The 17627-nt window shown below is 69.4% G+C and carries 15 protein-coding genes; 7 read left to right on the top strand and 8 right to left on the bottom strand.

All coding sequences use genetic code 11. The features are described 5' to 3' along the window. Positions 1-57: 57 nt before the first annotated feature. Positions 58-717 (top strand): transglycosylase family protein, encoded by a 660-nt coding sequence (locus Q9R02_RS09090; RefSeq protein ID WP_305996524.1) that lies wholly within the window; start codon positions 58-60, stop codon positions 715-717. Between the two features lie 140 nt (positions 718-857). Next, positions 858-4505 carry a transcription-repair coupling factor gene (gene mfd, locus Q9R02_RS09085; RefSeq protein WP_305996357.1) on the top strand — a complete coding sequence of 1216 codons (3648 nt, stop codon included), beginning with the start codon at positions 858-860 and terminating at the stop codon, positions 4503-4505. A gap of 92 nt (positions 4506-4597) precedes the next feature. Here mfd and Q9R02_RS09080 read toward each other — a convergent pair whose 3' ends face one another. From Q9R02_RS09080 to Q9R02_RS09065, 4 genes are all read right to left on the bottom strand, one after another. Further along, entirely contained in the window at positions 4598-4840 is a 243-nt protein-coding gene (locus Q9R02_RS09080; RefSeq protein WP_305996356.1) for a hypothetical protein, read from the bottom strand. Between the two features lie 64 nt (positions 4841-4904). Further along, positions 4905-5579 (bottom strand): deoxyribose-phosphate aldolase, encoded by a 675-nt coding sequence (gene deoC / locus Q9R02_RS09075; protein ID WP_305996355.1) that lies wholly within the window; start codon positions 5577-5579, stop codon positions 4905-4907. Between the two features lie 17 nt (positions 5580-5596). Then, on the bottom strand, positions 5597-7369 hold the full coding sequence (locus Q9R02_RS09070) for a phospho-sugar mutase (protein WP_305996354.1): 1773 nt from the start codon (positions 7367-7369) through the stop codon (positions 5597-5599). Between the two features lie 2 nt (positions 7370-7371). After that, a complete protein-coding gene (locus Q9R02_RS09065) occupies positions 7372-8166 on the bottom strand; it encodes a purine-nucleoside phosphorylase (RefSeq protein WP_305996523.1) in 795 nt (264 codons plus the stop codon). A 174-nt stretch (positions 8167-8340) separates the two neighbouring features. On the opposite strand from Q9R02_RS09065, the gene Q9R02_RS09060 reads away from it, so the two are divergent. The 4 genes from Q9R02_RS09060 to Q9R02_RS09045 all read left to right on the top strand — a co-directional run bounded on the left by Q9R02_RS09060 (position 8341) and on the right by Q9R02_RS09045 (position 13044). After that, positions 8341-9753, top strand: a complete 1413-nt coding sequence (locus tag Q9R02_RS09060) for an NAD(P)H-quinone dehydrogenase (RefSeq protein ID WP_305996353.1) — start codon at positions 8341-8343, stop codon at positions 9751-9753. Positions 9754-9807: 54 nt separating this feature from the next. Further along, the gene (locus Q9R02_RS09055) at positions 9808-10566 is read left to right on the top strand and encodes an alpha/beta fold hydrolase (RefSeq protein WP_305996352.1); all 759 of its coding nucleotides are present in this window, start codon (positions 9808-9810) and stop codon (positions 10564-10566) included. Positions 10567-10649: 83 nt separating this feature from the next. Then, entirely contained in the window at positions 10650-12059 is a 1410-nt protein-coding gene (locus Q9R02_RS09050; RefSeq protein WP_305996351.1) for an MFS transporter, read from the top strand. Positions 12060-12165: 106 nt separating this feature from the next. Further along, positions 12166-13044 carry a cytochrome c oxidase assembly protein gene (locus tag Q9R02_RS09045; protein WP_305996350.1) on the top strand — a complete coding sequence of 293 codons (879 nt, stop codon included), beginning with the start codon at positions 12166-12168 and terminating at the stop codon, positions 13042-13044. 76 nt (positions 13045-13120) lie between these two features. Here the strand turns inward: Q9R02_RS09045 and Q9R02_RS09040 are convergent, their stop codons facing one another. The 3 genes from Q9R02_RS09040 to Q9R02_RS09030 all read right to left on the bottom strand — a co-directional run bounded on the left by Q9R02_RS09040 (position 13121) and on the right by Q9R02_RS09030 (position 16129). Beyond that, the gene (locus tag Q9R02_RS09040; protein WP_305996349.1) at positions 13121-14896 is read right to left on the bottom strand and encodes an acetyl/propionyl/methylcrotonyl-CoA carboxylase subunit alpha; all 1776 of its coding nucleotides are present in this window, start codon (positions 14894-14896) and stop codon (positions 13121-13123) included. 139 nt (positions 14897-15035) lie between these two features. Next, positions 15036-15722 (bottom strand): Maf family protein, encoded by a 687-nt coding sequence (locus tag Q9R02_RS09035; RefSeq protein WP_305996348.1) that lies wholly within the window; start codon positions 15720-15722, stop codon positions 15036-15038. After that, a complete protein-coding gene (locus Q9R02_RS09030) occupies positions 15719-16129 on the bottom strand; it encodes a YbjQ family protein (protein ID WP_305996347.1) in 411 nt (136 codons plus the stop codon). Before Q9R02_RS09030 ends, Q9R02_RS09035 begins: the two co-directional genes overlap by 4 nt. A gap of 72 nt (positions 16130-16201) precedes the next feature. Here Q9R02_RS09030 and Q9R02_RS09025 point away from each other — a divergent pair, with 72 nt between their 5' ends. Continuing rightward, positions 16202-16828, top strand: a complete 627-nt coding sequence (locus Q9R02_RS09025) for a tetratricopeptide repeat protein (protein WP_305996346.1) — start codon at positions 16202-16204, stop codon at positions 16826-16828. 35 nt (positions 16829-16863) lie between these two features. Here Q9R02_RS09025 and Q9R02_RS09020 read toward each other — a convergent pair whose 3' ends face one another. After that, positions 16864-17517 carry an HNH endonuclease signature motif containing protein gene (locus Q9R02_RS09020; protein WP_305996345.1) on the bottom strand — a complete coding sequence of 218 codons (654 nt, stop codon included), beginning with the start codon at positions 17515-17517 and terminating at the stop codon, positions 16864-16866. Positions 17518-17627 lie beyond the last annotated feature (110 nt).

Raw genomic sequence — 17627 nt, 5'->3', positions numbered from 1 at the left:
CGTGAGGACTTCCGGGGACGGAATGAGCGCCGGTGGAGTCCCGTGCATCTGACACTCATGAAGAACAACACCTTCTCTCCGGCCGTCCGCCGGTCTCTTGCCGTCCTTGCCGCGTCCGGCGCCCTGCTGGGCGGCGCAGCGCTTCTCGCCCCCGCGGCCAATGCCGCGGACGGCTCCACCTGGGACGCCCTGGCCCAGTGCGAATCCGGGGGCAACTGGTCCATCAACACCGGGAACGGCTACTACGGCGGCCTGCAGTTCGACCAGAGCACCTGGCAGGCCTACGGCGGCACCGGTTCAGCCGCCCAGGCCTCGAAGGCGCAGCAGATCGCCGTCGCCGAAAAGGTCCAGGCGAGCCAGGGCTGGGGCGCGTGGCCGTCCTGCTCGGCGCAGCTGGGTCTTTCCGGCGGTGGTGGCGCCCCGGCCCCGCAGGCCGTCCAGCCGCAGAACACGCAGGTCCAGCAGGCGCCCGTTCAGCAGGCTCCTGCCCAGGAGGCGCCTGCCCAGCCTCAGGTCCCGGCCGCACCGCGGCACGTGGCCCAGGTCCCGTTGTCCGGCAAGACCTACACGGTCCGGGCCGGCGACACCCTGGACAAGATCGCCCACGCGCTGGGGATCACCAAGGGCTGGCAGCTGCTGGCGGACGCCAACGCGAGCACCGTGTCCGACCCCAACCTGATCTTCCCCGGCCAGGTGCTCCAGCTGCCCGCGCAGTAAGTTCCCTGTCACACCCGAGCACTACACTGAGAACACCCGGTACTTCTCGAAGTCCCGGGTGTTCGTGTTGCCCGGGACACGCAGCCCCGGGGCCCACGGCGACACCACTCACCCACCCGCCAGGAAAGCAGCACGCCAGCATGAGTCCTCGCACCTCGTCCGCCGGTTCCGCCACCACTCCCGCCACCCATCAGGCCCAGCTTGCCGGGGTCCGCACCGTCCTCGGGGAGGATCCCGCCTTCGGGAACCTCAGGGTCTCCGCGGCCCAGGGCACCCGCCGGAGCGACGACTACCATCTCGGTGCGCCCAGCGGTCTGAATCCGGTCATCGTCGCCGAACTCGTGGACGGCCTGAAGGATGGGGAAGGCCAGGCCGTCGTGCTCGCCGTGACGGCCACCGGGCGCGAGGCCGAGGACCTCGCCGCCGCGCTGCGTGCCTACCTCCCGGCCGAGGAGGTCGCCGAGTTCCCCAGCTGGGAGACGCTCCCGCATGAGCGGCTCTCGCCGCGCTCGGACACCGTGGGCCGTCGCCTGACCGTGCTGCGCCGCCTGGCCCATCCGGAGGCGTTTCCCACGCCGCTGCGCGTCGTCGTCGCGCCCGTGCGCGCCGTCGTGCAGCCGATCGTGGCAGGCCTGGGCGATCTGGAACCCGTCCTGGTCCGCGTGGGGACACAGGAGCCGTTCGAGGAACTGGTCCGCCGCCTGGCCGGTGCGGCGTACTCCCGCGTGGACATGGTGACGCACCGCGGCGAGTTCGCCGTGCGCGGCGGCATCCTGGACGTGTTCCCGCCCACCGAGGACCACCCCATCCGCATCGAGTTCTTCGGCGACGAAGTGGAACAGATGCGCTATTTCGCCGTCGCCGATCAGCGCTCGCTGCACCTGCCGGACGGCGGCGCCCACCCGGTGGTGCTGTGGGCGCCGCCGTGCCGCGAGCTGCTCATCACCCCGTCCGTGATGTCCCGCGCGGCGAAGCTCGGCAAGAGCATGCCGGGCGCGGCGGACATGCTGGAGAAGATCGCCGGCGGGGTGGCCGTGGAGGGCATGGAGTCCCTGGCGCCGGTCCTGGTGGATTCGATGGTGCCGTTCGTCTCCGTGCTGCCGGAAGCGTCCATCGCGCTCATGATCGAGCCGGAGAAGGTCCGCCTGCGCGCCCACGACCTGATCGCCACGAATGAGGAGTTCCTGGCGGCCGCCTGGTCCACGGCCTCGGATGGCGGCGCCGCACCGCTGGACCTGGGCCTGGACCCGGAGGCGCTCCTGCACGAGGCGAGCTTCCGCACGCTCGCGGACACCCGCACCGATGCGCAGGGCAACGGCGTTTCCTGGTGGGACGTCTCCACGCTGGGAGTGGATGAGGAGCTGGGGCACGACGTCGACGTGCTGGCTCTGCGCGCCCGCGAACCGCGCGGTTACCGCGGCGACGTGAGGGAGATGCTCGAGTTCATCGGCTCCCGGATCAAGGACGCCTGGCGTCTGGTGGTGGTCACGGACGGACCCGGCCCGGCGCAGCGCCTGGCGGAGCTCTTCCACGACGCCGACGTGCCGTGCGCCCGCGTGGACAGCCTGGCCGAGCCGCCCGCCCCCGGACTGATCGAGATCACCACGGCCGAGGCCGGGCACGGCTTCGTGCTGGAGGAGCTGAAGTTCGGGCTGCTCACCGAGGCAGATCTGCTCGGCCGCTCCAGCGCACGCGGCGGCACCAAGGACATGCGGAAGATGCCGTCCCGGCGCCGAAACGCCGTGGACCCCCTCTCCCTGCATGCCGGGGACTTCGTGGTGCACGAGCAGCACGGCATCGGGAAGTTCGTGGAGCTGGTGCAGCGCAAGACCGCCGGCGCAGAGGGCGTGCGCGAGTACCTGGTCCTGGAGTACGCGCCGTCCAAGCGCGGCGCCCCGGGGGACCGGCTCTTCGTCCCCACAGATCAGCTGGATCAGGTGACCCGCTACGTCGGCGGCGACACCCCCACGCTGAGCAAGATGGGCGGTTCCGACTGGGCGTCCACCAAGTCCAAGGCGCGCCGTGCGGTCAAGGAGATCGCCGGGGAGCTCATCCGGCTGTACTCGGCCCGCATGGCCTCCCGCGGCCACGCCTTCGGCCCGGACACGCCCTGGCAGCGGGAACTGGAGCAGGCGTTCCCGTACATCGAGACGCCGGACCAGCTGACCACCATCAATGAGGTCAAGGCGGACATGGAGAAGGAGATCCCCATGGACCGCCTGGTCTCCGGCGACGTCGGCTACGGCAAGACCGAGATCGCCGTCCGTGCCGCGTTCAAGGCCATCCAGGACGGCAAGCAGGTGGCGGTGCTGGTGCCCACCACGCTGCTGGCCCAGCAGCACTTCGAGACGTTCAGCGAACGCTTCTCCGGTTTCCCGGTGCGGGTCCGGGTGCTTTCGCGCTTCCAGACGGCCAAGGAGTCCAAGGACACGCTGGAAGGCGTGAAGAACGGCAGCGTCGATCTGGTGATCGGCACGCACCGCATCCTGTCCAAGGAGGTCCAGTTCAAGGACCTCGGCCTGGTGATCATCGACGAGGAGCAGCGCTTCGGGGTGGAGCACAAGGAAGCGCTGAAGAAGATGCGCACCAATGTGGACGTCCTGGCCATGTCCGCCACGCCGATCCCGCGCACCCTGGAGATGTCCCTGACGGGCATCCGGGAGACGTCCACCCTGGCCACACCGCCGGAGGAACGGCATCCGGTGCTGACGTACGTGGGCCCGTACACGGACAAGCAGGTCTCCGCCGCGGTCCGCCGCGAACTCATGCGTGAGGGCCAGGTGTTCTTCGTGCACAACCGGGTCTCCTCGATCGACCGTATCGCGGCGAGCATCCGTGAGCTGGTGCCCGAGGCCCGCGTCGAAGTGGCGCACGGCCAGATGAGCGAATCCCGCCTGGAGCAGATCATCGTGGACTTCTGGGAGAAGCGCTTCGACGTCCTGGTCTGCACCACGATCATCGAGACCGGCCTGGACATCTCCAACGCCAACACGCTGATCGTCGACGGCGCCAACGGCTACGGCCTCTCACAGCTGCACCAGCTGCGCGGCCGGGTGGGCCGTGGCCGGGAACGCGCCTACGCATACTTCCTGTACCCGTCAGAGAAGCCGCTGGGCGAGGTGGCGCTGGAGCGCCTGAAGGCCGTGGCCGCGCACAACGAACTCGGTGCCGGTATGCAGCTGGCCATGAAGGACCTGGAGATCCGCGGCGCGGGCAACCTCCTGGGCGGCGAGCAGTCCGGCCACATCCAGGGCGTCGGCTTCGACCTCTACATCCGTCTGGTGGGCGAGGCCGTGGCCGAGTTCCGCGGGGACAAGGAGGAGGCGACGGCGGAGATGAAGATCGAACTGCCCATCAACGCCCACCTCCCGCACGATTACGTCCCGGGCGAACGGCTCCGGCTGGAGGCCTACCGCAAGCTCGCCGCCGCCCACACGGAGGAGGCCATCGAGGAGGTGCGCGCCGAGCTGGTGGACCGCTACGGCGAGCCGCCGGCTCCCGTGGTCAACCTCCTGGACGTGGCGCGCTTCCGGGTGGCCGCACGCGCCGTCGGGCTCACCGACGTCGCCACGCAGGGCAACTTCATCAAGTTCGCGCCCGCCGCACTGCCGGAGTCCAAGGTCATGCGCCTGAACCGCATGTACCCGGGCTCCCAGGTGAAGCCGGCCCTGAACAACGCCATCCTCATCCCGAAGCCCAAGACGGCCCGCGTGGGCGGCCGGGACCTGGCGGACGCCCAGGTCCTGGAATGGGCGCGGAACGTGCTGAACGCGCTCTTCACCGAATAGCGCCGAACACGAAGGCCCTCAACACGAAGGACCCCAACACGAAGGCCCCGGAGGAATCCTCCGGGGCCTTCGTGTTCAGTTCTGGGAGCTGATCAGTTCTGTTCCTGCTGCTTCTTGACGCGCTCCAGCTCGGCGATGGTGTCGGAGCGGCCCAGGACGTGCTGCGGGATGGCGAACGCCAGGCCGAAGAGGGCCAGGGTGACGGCGGCCGGCCAGGCGTTGTCCAGGCTCAGGAAGGACAGGGAGTAGACTGCGCCGGCGAACAGCGCGAAGCAGATGATGAACAGCACCAGCGACTGTGCGGTGTTGTTCTCCTTGACGACCGGACGGGACATGGTCTTCCCAACTTTCTTCATCTCACGCCTGACGGCGTCCTTCATGATCCGCGCGCGGGGCTTCTCAGTAGTCGCTCAGACCCTGCTCGCCCTTGACGATCGCAATGCCGGAGCTCGCCCCGATACGGGTGGCACCAGCTGCAATCATAGCCTGTGCGTCTTCCAGCGAGCGTACGCCGCCGGAGGCCTTGACACCCAGATCGGGGCCGACGGTGGCCCGCATGAGCGTCACATCGGCTACGGTGGCGCCGCCGCCGTTGAATCCGGTGGAGGTCTTCACGAAGTCGGCGCCCGCCTCCACGGAGGCCTGGCAGGCCAGAACCTTCTGCTCGTCCTCCAGCAGCCCGGTCTCGATGATGACCTTCAGGATCGCCTCGCCCTCGTGGACGGCGTTGGCGACGGCGGCGATGTCGTTCACCAGCGCCTCGGAGTCACCGGCCCGGGCGGAGGCGATGTTGATGACCATGTCGATCTCGGCGGCACCGTCATCCACGGCGCCCTGGGCCTCGAAGACCTTGACGTCCGTGGGGGTCGCGCCCAGCGGGAATCCGACCACGGCGCAGCACAGCACCGGGGAGCCCTTGAGCGCCTGGACGGCGGTTTTGACCCACACCGGGTTCACGCACACGGACTTGAAGCCGTACTCCACGGCCTCGGCACAGATCCGCAGCACGTCCTCGCGGCTCGCGTCCGGCTTGAGCAGGGTGTGGTCGATGTAGGAAGCGATGTTCGTGCCCATGGGTGTCAGGCTCCTCGTCAGTTCTCGGGTGTGGTGATGTTCAGTGCGGACCGCAGGCCGTCCAGCACGGCGTCCAGCCGGCGTCGTGCCTCCCGCTTGGCCTCCGGAAGCGCGTCGGCGCCGGACACCGGCACCACCACCTCCAGATAGCACTTCAGCTTCGGCTCGGTGCCGCTGGGGCGCACGATGACGCGGGTGCCATCCTCGCTGAGGTACTTCAGCCCGTCGGTGCCCGGCAGCTCCTGGCTGCCCTGGGAGAGGTCCACGGCGGAGACGACGGCGGAGCCCCCCAGCTCCTGCGGCGGCGCGGACCGCAGCCCGGCCATCATGGTGCCCAGCAGGCCCAGGTCGGCCACCCGGACGCTCAGCTGATCGCTGGCGTACAAGCCGTGCTCCAGGGCCAGATCGTCCAGGAGGTCGAAGAGCGTGCGGCCCTGGGCCTTCGCGTCCGCGGCGAGCTCGGCGATCAGGAGGGCGGCGGAGATGCCGTCCTTGTCACGGGCCAGATCCGGTGCCACGCAGTAGCCCAGGGCCTCCTCGTAGCCGTAGACCAGGCCGGGGACCCGGGAGATCCACTTGAAGCCCGTGAGCGTCTCCCGGTGCTCGTGCCCGGAGGCCTCGGCGATGCGGGACAGCAGCCGGGAGGAGACGATCGAGTTGGCGAACAGGCCGCTCGCGTCACCGCTGTTTTCGGTGCCAGCCAGCCTCCGCACCATGTGTGCGCCGAGCAGCGCACCCACCTCGTCGCCGCGGAGCATGCGCCAAGCACCCGCCCCGGCCGCAGCGTCCGGGTCGAAGGCCGCGACGGCGGCGCGGTCGGCGTCCGGGTCATTGGCCAGGACCAGGTCCGCGCCCGTGTCCCCGGCCAGGAGGAGCGCCAGGTCCAGAGCGCCGGGCTCCTCCGGGTTGGGGAAGCTGACGGTGGGGAAGTCGGGGTCGGGCTGCGCCTGAGCCTCCACCTGGGAGACATCGCCGAAGCCGGCCTCGCGGAGGACCGCCTCGGTGGTCCTCCCGCCCACACCGTGCATCGGGGTGAGCACGATCTTCAGCTCCCGGGCCGGGAACCGCCCGGTCTGGGCGAGGCCGACCACGGCGCGCCGGTAGTCGTCCTCGATGCTCTCCGGGAGCACCTGCCAGCCGGAGCCGGCCAGGGGGATGTCTTCCGCCGGCCCGACGGCGGCGATGGCCGCCGCGATCCGCGCATCGTATGGCTCCACGATCTGCGAGCCGCGGGCGTTCTCCGGGACGGCGCGGCCGCCCAGGTAGACCTTGTACCCGTTGTCCTGCGGAGGGTTGTGACTGGCCGTGACCATGACGCCGCCGTCGGCGTCGAGGGCGCGGACGGCGTACGCCAAGAGGGGAGTGGGCAGGGCGGACGGCATGAGGAGGACCTCAAGCCCGGCGGCGGTGAAGACCGCCGCCGAGTCCAAGGCGAAGACATCCGAATTGTGCCGGGCGTCGAAGCCGACGACGACGCGCGGCCGGGTGCCCTCGCCCGGCGCCTTGTCCCGGAGCAGCGCCTCATTCAGGAAGGCGGCGAAGCCGGCGGCGGCGCGGCGGACCACCACGCGGTTCATGCGCATCGGTCCGGGGCCGAGGGCGGCGCGGAGCCCGGCCGTGCCGAACTGCAGGGTGCCGGAGAACATGTCCGCCAGTTCCGCCCCGGCCTCGGCCGAGCCGTCGGCGAGCAGCCCGTGCAGCTGCTCGCGGGTGACCTCATCCGGATCGGTGGCGGCCCAGTCGCGCGCCAGCCGCGCGACGTCGTCGTACACCGCGTTGCTTCCCGTCATGCTCAGAGCTTGCCGATGATCTGGGCCAGCAGGGCGGAGATGCGCGGCCCGGCGGCCTGGCCGGCCTCGAGGACTTCGGCGTGGCTGAGCGGTTCCGGGCTGATGCCGGCGGCGAGGTTGGTGACCAGGGAGATGCCGAAGACCTCCATGCCCGCCTGGCGGCCGGCGATGGCCTCCAGGGCGGTGGACATGCCGACCAGGCTGGCGCCGATGATCTTGGCCATCTGGACCTCGGCCGGGGTCTCGTAGTGCGGGCCGGTGAACTGGGCGTAGACGCCCTCGTCCAGGGTGGGGTCCACTTCGCGGGCCAGGTTCCGGATGCGGGAGGAGTAGAGGTCCGTCAGGTCCACGAAGGTGGCGCCTTCCAGCGGGGAGGCGGCCGTGAGGTTGATGTGGTCGCTGATCAGGACCGGCGTGCCGGGCTTCCAGTTCTCGTTCAGGCCACCGCAGCCGTTGGTGAGGACCAGGGTCTTGCAGCCCGCGGCGCCGGCGGTGCGGACGCCGTGCGCGACGGCGCGGACGCCCTTGCGCTCGTAGAAGTGGGTGCGTGCGCCGAGGACCAGGGCGCGCTTGCCGTCCGTGGTGAGCACCGAGCGGATGGTGCCGGTGTGGCCGACGACGGCAGGGGCGTGGAAGCCAGGGACGCTGTCCGCGTCGAGGGTGTGGGTGGTCTCGCCGATGAGGTCGGCGGCGCCGCCCCAGCCGGAGCCCAGCACCAGGGCGACGTCGTGCTGTTCCACCCCGGTCTCGCGGGCGATGTGCTCGGCGGCGAGCTTCGCGGCTTCGAAGGGGTCCATCGTGTTCAGGTCCAAGGTAGTCACGCAGAAAACCGTACTCGCTGGTACGCGACTTGCCCAGCAGGGGCCGCCGCCTGTGGAGGAGGTGAAGTCGGTCACTTTCAGGGGTCCTGGACGGGCCGAGACCGTTCCGTGGCTGGCCCCGCCGTGGCGGGTGCGACAGAATGGGAGATTGTGAGCACGCATCCTGATTTCACCGCGCCCCGTATCGTCGTCCTGGGCGGTGGCCCCGGCGGCTACGAAGCCGCCGCGGTGGCCGCTTCCCTGGGCGCCAAGGTGACCGTCATCGAGCGGAAGGGCCTGGGCGGTTCCGCCGTCCTGACGGATGTGGTGCCTTCCAAGACCCTCATCGCCGTGGGCGATCTGATGGGCCGCGTGTCCGAGGCGCATTCCCTGGGCATCCGCTTCGATGCGGACAATGACGCCCCCACCATGGTGGCGGACCTGGAGCACATCGACGCCCGTGTCATGGAGCTGGCCCAGGAGCAGTCCGACGACATCCGCCACAGCCTCGAAGAGGGCGGCGTCAAGATCATGATCGGCGAGGGCGTCCTGCAGGACGGCCGCACCGTCAAGGTCACCACCAAGTCCGGTTCCGTCCGCACCGTGGACGCGGACGCCATCATCCTGGCTGTCGGCGCCCACCCGCGTGAACTGCCGAGCGCCAAGCCGGACGGGGAGCGCATCCTCAACTGGACCCAGCTCTACAGCCTGACCACGCTGCCGGAGGAACTCATCGTGGTGGGCTCCGGCGTCACGGGCGCCGAGTTCGCCTCCGCCTACAACGGCCTGGGCTCCAAGGTCACCCTGATCTCCAGCCGCGACCAGGTGCTCCCGGGCGAGGACAGCGACGCCGCGGATGTGCTGGAGGAGGTCTTCGAACGCCGTGGCGTACGCGTGCTCTCGCGCTCGCGGGCCGAGAAGGTGGAGCGGACCGAGGAAGGCGTGGTCGTCACGCTCGGCGACGGCAGCAAGGTCACCGGCAGCCACTGCCTCATGTGCGTGGGTTCCATCCCCAACACCCAGGGCATCGGCCTGGAGAACGCCGGCGTGGCGCTCAACGACGCCGGCCACATCAAGGTCGACGGCGTCTCCCGCACCACCGCCCCGAACATCTACGCCGCCGGTGACTGCACCGGCGTCTTCGCGCTGGCCTCCGTGGCGGCCATGCAAGGGCGCATCGCCGTCGCGCACATCATGGGCGACGGCGTGAAGCCGCTCAAGCTCAATGAGGTCGCCTCCAACATCTTCACCTCCCCGGAGATCGCCTCTGTGGGCGTCTCGGAGAAGGATCTGGCCACCGGGCGCTACCAGGGCGATGTGGTCATGCTGCCGCTGAAGTCCAACCCGCGTGCCAAGATGCGCAACTCCAAGGACGGCTTCGTCAAGATCATCTCCCGTAAGGGATCGGGCACGGTGATCGGCGGCGTCGTGGTGGGCCCGAACGCGTCCGAGCTGATCTTCCCCATCGCGCTGGCGGTGACCAAGAAGCTGCACGTGGACGACATCGCCGCGACCTTCACGGTGTTCCCGTCCCTCACCGGATCGATCGGTGAGGCTGCACGGCGCCTGCACGTGCACATGTGACCCGCTGACATTCCGGTTGCTTTTCCTGTCAGAGCCCCGGCGTACGCTGGGGCCATGGAGCTCATTCTGGTACCCGGACTCTGGCTCGACGCGTCCTCCTGGGACGCCGTACTTCCCGGCTTGCAGGCTGCGGGGCATCACGCCCGCGCCCTGACCATGCCGGGCACGGGTGCGCCCGCGGCCGAGTCCTCCTCGATCGGCATCGCCGACTGGGTCGCCGCCACGGTTGAGGCGATCGACGACGCCGTGGACGGCACCGGTGGACCGGTCGCCCTGGTGGGCCACAGCGGTGGCGGCAATGTGGTGTGGGGTGCGGCCGACGCGCGTCCCGGTCAAGTGTCCCGCGTCATTTTCGTGGACACCGTCCCGCCGCCGCCCGGCGCATGGATCTCCGAGTTCCAGGTGGTGGACGGGGTCATCCCGTTCCCCGGCTGGGACTTCTTCCCCGAGGCGGAGACCTCCGACATCCCGGGGTCCGACAAGGAGCGCGTGGCCGCGGCGGCTCTCAGCGTGCCGGAGCGGGTGCCTCATGAGCCGATCAGCCTGAGCGACGAGCGACGCTATCAGATCCCGGTGACAGTCCTCTCCGGCGCCATGGATGCCGAGCAGCTCCGGACCGAACTCGAGCAGTGGGGTTCGTTCAAGGACGAAGCCGAGAGGATCGACTCCTTCGAGGTGGTCCGCCTGGGCTCCGGCCACTGGCCCCAGTTCTCCATGCCGGGCCGCCTCGCGGAAGCCATCGACGAGGCCGTGTCCGGCGGTAGCCCAGTCTCAAATATTGAGACCGAATGTCCGGCAGGTGGACTGGTCTGACTAGGCTGGACAGCGATTCATACCATGCGGCCGCAAGCGGGGGGCGGGCGGTCCGCACTCGCATCGACAAGGAAGCCGCAGTCATGTCATCCTCCGCAGCCTCCCCCGTGGCGCCCGGATCCGCTCCGTCTGCCAACACCCGGGGCCGGGTCATCTTCGCCAGCCTCATCGGCACCACCATCGAGTTCTACGACTTCTACGCCTACGCGGCCGCGTCCACGCTCGTGTTCCCCAAGCTGTTCTTCCCGAACGCCACGGACATCAACGCCCTGCTGAGCGCTTTCGCCATCTTCGGCGTCGCTTTCTTCGCCCGTCCCATCGGCTCTGTGATCTTCGGCCACTTCGGCGACCGCATCGGCCGCAAGGGCACCCTGGTGGCGTCCCTGCTCACCATGGGCATCGCGACATTCCTCATCGGCTTCCTGCCTCCGGCCGCCGGTGGCTGGGTGGTCCTGGCGCCGCTCGCGCTCGTGCTGCTGCGCTTCGCTCAGGGCATCGCGCTGGGTGGCGAGTGGTCCGGCGCGGCGCTGCTGGCCACGGAGAACGCCCCGGCAGGCAAGCGTGCCATCTGGGGCACGTTCCCGCAGCTGGGCGCCCCGATCGGTCTGATCCTGTCCAATTTGATCTTCGTGGCACTGCAGAGCTGGCTCACGCCGCAGCAGTTCATCGACTGGGGCTGGCGCGTGCCGTTCATCCTCTCCGCCGTCATCGTAGCCGTGGGTCTGTACGTGCGCCTGAAGCTGGAGGAATCCCAGTCCTTCCAGAAGGTGGTGGCGGAGGACAAGGTCGCGAAGGTTCCGCTGGCCGCGACCTTCAAGTACCACTGGCGTCCAGTGCTGGCCGGCACGTTCATCATGCTCGCCACCTATGTGCTCTTCTACTTGATGACCACGTTCACCCTGAGCTACGGCACCGCGCCGGACACGGCAGCGAAGGCCGCCGCGGCCGCCGCCAAGGCGGGCAAGGCTTTCAATGAGGCGGCCTTCGTACCGGGCATGGGCATCGACAAGGGCCTCTTCCAGTGGCTGCTGATCCTCGGCGCGGTGTTCTTCGGGATCTTCACCGTGGTTTCCGGGCCCCTGGCAGAGAAGTTCGGCCGGCGGAAGTTCCTCCTCTGGGTCACCGGAGGCATCCTGGTCTTCGGCCTGGTGTGGAGCCTCATGTTCGCCCCGGGGCTAGGCGCGGGTGCTGCGGGCATCGGCCTGGTGGTGGGTCTCTCCCTCATGGGTCTGACGTTCGGACCCATGGCCGCCTATCTGCCGGAGCTCTTCCCGTCCAATGTCCGGTACACGGGCTCCGCCGTGGCCTACAACCTCTCCAGTGTCATCGGCGCGGCACCCGCCTCCTTCGTGGCGATCGCCCTGTGGCAGGCCGCTCACGGCAGCACCTGGCTCGTGGGCCTGTACCTGGGCCTGGCCGCCGTGCTGACGCTCGTGGCGCTGTTCCTGACGCGGGAGACCGCTGGCGACGACTTTGAGGACAACGTGGCCTGATCCGGCCTGAGGTCGTGGGCTTGAACCAGGCTGTGGCTTAAACTGGACTGTCACTCGGACATGCACCCGGCCCTGGGGAGGGCCGCCGAAGAAGGGCCCGTCCGGAATGCCACCGCTCAGTGAAATCCTCCTGTCCTGGAAACTGAACATCCCCGCGCTGCTGCTCGCCGCCGTCGTGCTGGTGCTCTATGTGCGGGGGCTGACAGTGCTCAGCCGCGGCCGGACGGCGTGGAACCCGTTCCGGACCGTCGCCTTCGTGACCGGGCTCCTGCTGTTCCTGTACCTGGCGTGCGGCTTCCCGGGCGTGTACGCGCCGCAGCTGCGCTGGGCCTTCATCCTGCAGCTCACCGGATACGTGTTCGTGGTCCCGCTGCTGCTGGGCGCCGGGCGACCGCTGTCGCTCGCACGTCTCACGCTGGGGGAGAACGGACGACGCCGCGTGGACGCCTTCATGGGCGGCAGACCAGTGCGCTTCCTCTCCCATCCCGTGGTGGCGCCGCTGCTGGGCTTGGCCCTGTTCGCCTCGCTCCTGGGACCCGGGCTCTACACCATGCGCAGCAGCGCCGTCGCGTCCGTCCTCCTGACCCTGCTGGCTCCGTTGCTCGGGCTGCTGCTGGTTCTGCCGGCCTTGGAGGGCGAGGAGCGTCCCGCCAGCAGCGCCGTCATGGTGGTGGCGTTCATCTACGTCTTCATCGAACTGCTCGCGGATGCCATCCCGGGCATCATGCTGCGCCTGTCCCCGACGGTGCTGGACGGCGTGACCGGCGCGGTCCAGGGGGCGCTGCCGTGGTTCCCCGGGGCGCTGCGCGACCAGCAACTGGCCGGCGATCTGCTCTGGTTCGTGGCCGAGGTGGTGGACCTGCCACTCATCATCCTCATGATGGTCCGCTTCCAGCGGGCGGACCGGGCGGACGCCCGCCGCATCGACGAACTGAGCGACGAGGAGCTCGAGGAGCTGAACCGCCGGCACCTGCACAGGGGCTGAGTGGCTCTTGAATGCGGAAGAGGCCCGGGCGATGCCCGGGCCTCTTCCGTGTGTCTGTATTCAGTTCAGTCTGTGTTCAGTCCGCGATGGTGGCCAGCACGGCGCCGGCCGTCACGGTCTCGCCCGGCTGGGCGGTCAGACCGGTGATGGTGCCGGCCTTGTGGGCGGTGAGCGGCTGCTCCATCTTCATGGCCTCCAGGACAACCACCAGATCGCCCTCGGCCACCACGTCGCCGTCGGCCACGGCGACCTTGACGATGGTGCCCTGCATGGGCGAGGTCAGGTCGTCGCCGCTCGCGGCGCCACCGGCGGCGCCGCCGCGGGTGGTGCTCTTCTTCGGCTTGCGGGCCTTGCCGTTCTTCGCCGGTGCCGCGGCGACGGAGGCGAACGACGCCGGCAGGGAGACCTCGAGGCGCTTGCCGCCGACTTCCACCACCACGCTCTGGCGCGGCTCGGCGTCGTCCGCGGCGCCGGGGACGCCGTCGAACGGTGCGATGTCGTTGACGAACGCCGTCTCGATCCAGCGGGTGTGGACCTGGAAGGGGCCCTCCGCCGGGGCGAAGGCCGGGTCGGAGACCACGGCGCGGTGGAACGGGGTCACGGTCGGCATGCCGGTGATGTCCAGCTCGGCGAGGGCGCGGCGGGAGCGCTGCAGGGCCTGCTCGCGGCTGGAGCCGGTGACGATCAGCTTGGCCAGCATGGAGTCGAAGTTGCCGCTGATGACCTCGCCGGCCTGGATGCCGGAGTCGACGCGGACGCCCGGGCCGGTGGGGAAGGTGACGGTCTCCACGGTGCCGGGGGCCGGCATGAAGTTGCGGCCGGCGTCCTCGCCGTTGATGCGGAACTCGAAGGAGTGGCCGCGGACCTCGGGGTCGTCGTAGCCGAGTTCCTCACCGCGGGCCAGGCGGAACTGCTCGCGGACCAGGTCCAGGCCGGTGACCTCTTCGGAGACGCAGTGCTCCACCTGGAGGCGGGTGTTGACCTCGAGGAAGCTGATGGTGCCGTCCTGGCCCACCAGGAACTCGCAGGTGCCGGCGCCCTGGTAGCGGGCCTCCTTCAGGATCGCCTTGGAGGACTCGTAGAGGCGGCGGTTCTGCTCCTCCGTGAGGAACGGGGCCGGGGCCTCCTCCACGAGCTTCTGGTTGCGGCGCTGCAGGGAGCAGTCACGGGTGGAGACGACGACGACGTTGCCGTGGGCGTCGGCCAGGCACTGGGTCTCGACGTGGCGGGGGGAGTCCAGGAACTTCTCCACGAGGCACTCGCCGCGGCCGAAGGCGGTGACGGCCTCACGGACGGCGGACTCGTAGAGCTCCGGGATCTCCTCGAGCGTGCGGGCGACCTTCAGGCCGCGGCCGCCACCGCCGAAGACGGCCTTGATGGCCACGGGAAGGCCGGCCTCCTGGGCGAAGGCGATGATCTCGTCCGCGTCCTTGACCGGGTCCTTGAGGCCCGGGGCCAGGGGGGCGCCGGCGGCGAGGGCGATGTGCTTGGCCTTGGCCTTGTCACCGAGGGCGTCGATGGCCTCGGGGGAGGGGCCGATCCAGGTCAGGCCGGCATCGATGACGCGCTGGGCGAATTCGGCGTTCTCGGCCAGGAAGCCGTAGCCGGGGTGGACGGCGTCGGCGCCGGACTGGCGGGCGACGTCGAGGAGCTTGTCGATGACCAGGTACGACTCCGCGGCGGTGTTGCCGCCCAGGGCGTAGGCCTCGTCGGCGAGCTTGACGTGCAGGGCGTCGCGGTCGGGGTCGGCGTACACGGCGACGGACTGGATGCCCTCGTCGCGGGCGGCGCGGATGACGCGGACAGCGATCTCGCCGCGGTTGGCGATCAGCACCTTGCTCAGCTGGGTCATGGCAGGGAACTCCTAAGGAATTGGCAACTCAGACTGACCTTAGTACGCCTTGGCGGGTTCCGCCGAGATTGCTGGCGAATTCCGCGCGTGAATGCGCCATCCTTTGTAGGAGTCCTACAAAGGATGGCGCGATCGGGGCTCAGTGGTCCCAGAATTCGGTGATGCTGAGACCGAAGTCTGCGAGCATGGTGCGCAGCGTGGAGATGGACAGGCCCACCACGGTGTGTGGGTCACCGGTGACCGACTCGATGAACGCGCCGCCGATCCCGTCGATGGTGAACGATCCGGCACAGTGCAGGGGCTCACCCGTGGCGACGTAGGCTTCGATCTCCTGGCGCTCCATGGTGCCGAAACGGACGGTGGCGCTGTTCACTTCGCCGAGGCCGGCGCAGTTGAGGATGCCTGAGCCGAGTATGCCTGAGCCGCCGTCGGGAGCGGTGCCGGGACGGATCGGTGCCGGGCCGATCAGCCAGTGGCCCGTGTGGAGGACGCCTTCGCGCCCGCTCATGCGGGCGATACGCTCCACCGCGGCGTCGGGCTCGTAGGGCTTGCCGTGTGCCTCGCCGTCGAACTCGAAGACGGAGTCGCAGCCCAGGATGAAGGCGCCGCGGGCGGCCGGGAGGGCGGCGACGGCCTCGGACTTGGCCTTGGCGAGGAGGAACGCGGTCTCCGCGGGCGTCGGCGAGCCGGCCGCGGCGGTGACGGCGTCCTCGTCGACGTCGGAGACCAGGACCTCGAATCGTATGCCCGCCTCCGTGAGGAGCTTGGCGCGGGCGGGGGACTTGGAGGCGAGGATGAGGCGCGGCGCGGCGTTCGTGGGGCTCACAGCTGGGTGTTGCCGGGTTCGTTGTTCGGCTGCTGGCCCTGCTGTGTCAGGTAGACGGACTGGCCTGTGGCGCCGGATTCGCCCTCCTTGAGGGGGATGATGTAGACGGCCGTGCCGTAGGCGCAGACCTCGGTCCAGTTGCCGCCCATCTCCGAGGTGTCGAAGCGCATCGCGACGATCGCGTTGGCGCCGCGCTGCTGGGCCTCGTTGACCATGCGGCTCATGACCTCCTGGCGGCTCTCGTAGAGGGCCTTGGTCATCTCGGGAAGTTCGCCGCCGCCGAGGGAGCGGAAGCCGGCGACCAATTGGGACCCGATGTCGCGGGAGCGGACGGTCAGGCCCATGACCTCGCCGAAGACGGCGTCGATGCGGTGACCGGGGACATCATTCGTAGTGACGATCAGCATGGTTGAAGCCTAATCCCCAGGGGACCCGGTGGGCAGTCTCACGGCGGAGGAGAGGGGTTCTAGGATGCTCGCATGAGCCCTGGCGAGTGGGAAGCGGCTGTTTCCGAACTGTGGTCCGATGCTGTGCTGGAACCGGAGGACCGGATCGAACGGATGCGTGCGCTCGCGGATCAGGCGCCGCATCCGGCGCTGGGAGCGTTCGAGCTGGGCGGTGTTTTCGACTCGGGTGGACGGGAGGCCGACGCTGACGTGCAGTACGCCGCCGCTGCTGATCTTGGGCTGGCCGGGATCGACCGGGCCCGAGCGGCACAGCTGGCGATCCAGCACGCCTCCACCCTGAGGAATCTTGGACGGGTGGATGAGGCGCTGCGGATGCTGCGGGATGCGCCCGCTCATGAATCCGTCGGCGCGGCCCACGCGGTGTTCCTGGCACTCACGCTGCACAGCGCGGGACGGAAGGACGAGGCGCTCAGGGTCTCCATTGAGGCGATCGAGCCGACGCGGCCGAGATGCAACCGCTCGATGCGAAATTATCGGTCGGAATCACGCGGCAGCGCTGACAGACGGGGCCGAACAGTAGAGCCGAGGGATCATCGAAGCCTGCGTGTCTCTTCGGCAGCCCGGCCAAGGGTGATGCCGGGCAGGGGTGATGTCGGCAAAGCCGACACTCGGCACGGCCTGGCACGGAGCAGGGAGTGAGGACGCAGGCGACGGCTCGCGCCCTGAGGGGCGACTCAGAAGGGCGGCGGGTCTGAATTTCCAGGAGCTGATCCACGGGGAGCCGCTCCACCGTGACTTGGGTCTGGGTGGTTCCGCTCCGGGCCTGCGGGCATCCGGGGCTGTCTGGTGTGCGTGGCCGGGGTCGGTGGGTGGTCGTGGTGTTTGCGGCCGGTGAGGCTGGTCCACTCGAGGATCCCGGGGCCGTGCGGCGGTCTGAAGCCATTGCCTGTGCCCGTGCCATTGCCTGGGCCTGCGCCTGCGCCTGCGCCGATTTTGAGGCCCATTCTCTGGGCGATCGTGGCACGGGGGCCGTCGTTCTCCGCGTCCCTGTTGGGCAGTCCTACTTGCCGGACGGTCCAGCGGCTCTGGTGTTTCAGGACGTGGTGGCGGCGGCAGAGTCCGGCGAGGTTGCCCAGGGTGGTGGGGCCGCCGTGGGCGGCGTCCCGGGTGTGGTCCAGGTCGAGCTCGTTGGCGGGGAGGTTGCAGCCGGGGAAGCGGCAGCGGGAGTCCCGGGCGTGCAGGAGCCGTTTGAGGTCTTCGCTGGGACGGTACCGGTCCACGGCCAACACCGCCCCCGTGATGGGGTCGGTCAGGACCCGGTTCCACGCAGACACACCACCGGCCAGAATCCTCGCGGTGTCCGGGTCGATCGGGTGCGAGCCTGTCAAGTTGTTTGTGTAAGCGGGGCGTTGCCGGGTTTCTAGAGGTAGGGCTGGATTCGGTCGGGGTAGGCCAGGGCGAGTTGGGCGAGGGCTTGTTTCCAGTTCGTGGTGATCTG

Source organism: Arthrobacter horti, from assembly GCF_030731045.1.
In the GTDB taxonomy this organism is placed as follows: Bacteria; Actinomycetota; Actinomycetes; order Actinomycetales; family Micrococcaceae; genus Arthrobacter_E; species Arthrobacter_E nanjingensis.
The sequence above is the reverse complement of the archived record's forward strand: the minus strand, read 5'-3'. Positions and strand labels throughout refer to the sequence as shown.

Excerpts from the sequence above, each read along its gene's own strand:
- Q9R02_RS09065 (WP_305996523.1), bottom strand. The coding sequence starts at position 8,166 with ATGGACCCCTTCGAAGCCGCGAAGCTCGCCGCCGAGCACATCGCCCGC.
- Q9R02_RS09090 (WP_305996524.1), top strand. The coding sequence starts at position 58 with ATGAAGAACAACACCTTCTCTCCGGCCGTCCGCCGGTCTCTTGCCGTC.
- Q9R02_RS09080 (WP_305996356.1), bottom strand. The coding sequence starts at position 4,840 with ATGTCCCGTCCGGTCGTCAAGGAGAACAACACCGCACAGTCGCTGGTG.
- deoC (WP_305996355.1), bottom strand. The coding sequence starts at position 5,579 with ATGGGCACGAACATCGCTTCCTACATCGACCACACCCTGCTCAAGCCG.
- Q9R02_RS09070 (WP_305996354.1), bottom strand. The coding sequence starts at position 7,369 with ATGACGGGAAGCAACGCGGTGTACGACGACGTCGCGCGGCTGGCGCGC.
- Q9R02_RS09045 (WP_305996350.1), top strand. The coding sequence starts at position 12,166 with ATGCCACCGCTCAGTGAAATCCTCCTGTCCTGGAAACTGAACATCCCC.
- mfd (WP_305996357.1), top strand. The coding sequence starts at position 858 with ATGAGTCCTCGCACCTCGTCCGCCGGTTCCGCCACCACTCCCGCCACC.
- Q9R02_RS09040 (WP_305996349.1), bottom strand. The coding sequence starts at position 14,896 with ATGACCCAGCTGAGCAAGGTGCTGATCGCCAACCGCGGCGAGATCGCT.
- Q9R02_RS09055 (WP_305996352.1), top strand. The coding sequence starts at position 9,808 with ATGGAGCTCATTCTGGTACCCGGACTCTGGCTCGACGCGTCCTCCTGG.
- Q9R02_RS09050 (WP_305996351.1), top strand. The coding sequence starts at position 10,650 with ATGTCATCCTCCGCAGCCTCCCCCGTGGCGCCCGGATCCGCTCCGTCT.
- Q9R02_RS09030 (WP_305996347.1), bottom strand. The coding sequence starts at position 16,129 with ATGCTGATCGTCACTACGAATGATGTCCCCGGTCACCGCATCGACGCC.
- Q9R02_RS09025 (WP_305996346.1), top strand. The coding sequence starts at position 16,202 with ATGAGCCCTGGCGAGTGGGAAGCGGCTGTTTCCGAACTGTGGTCCGAT.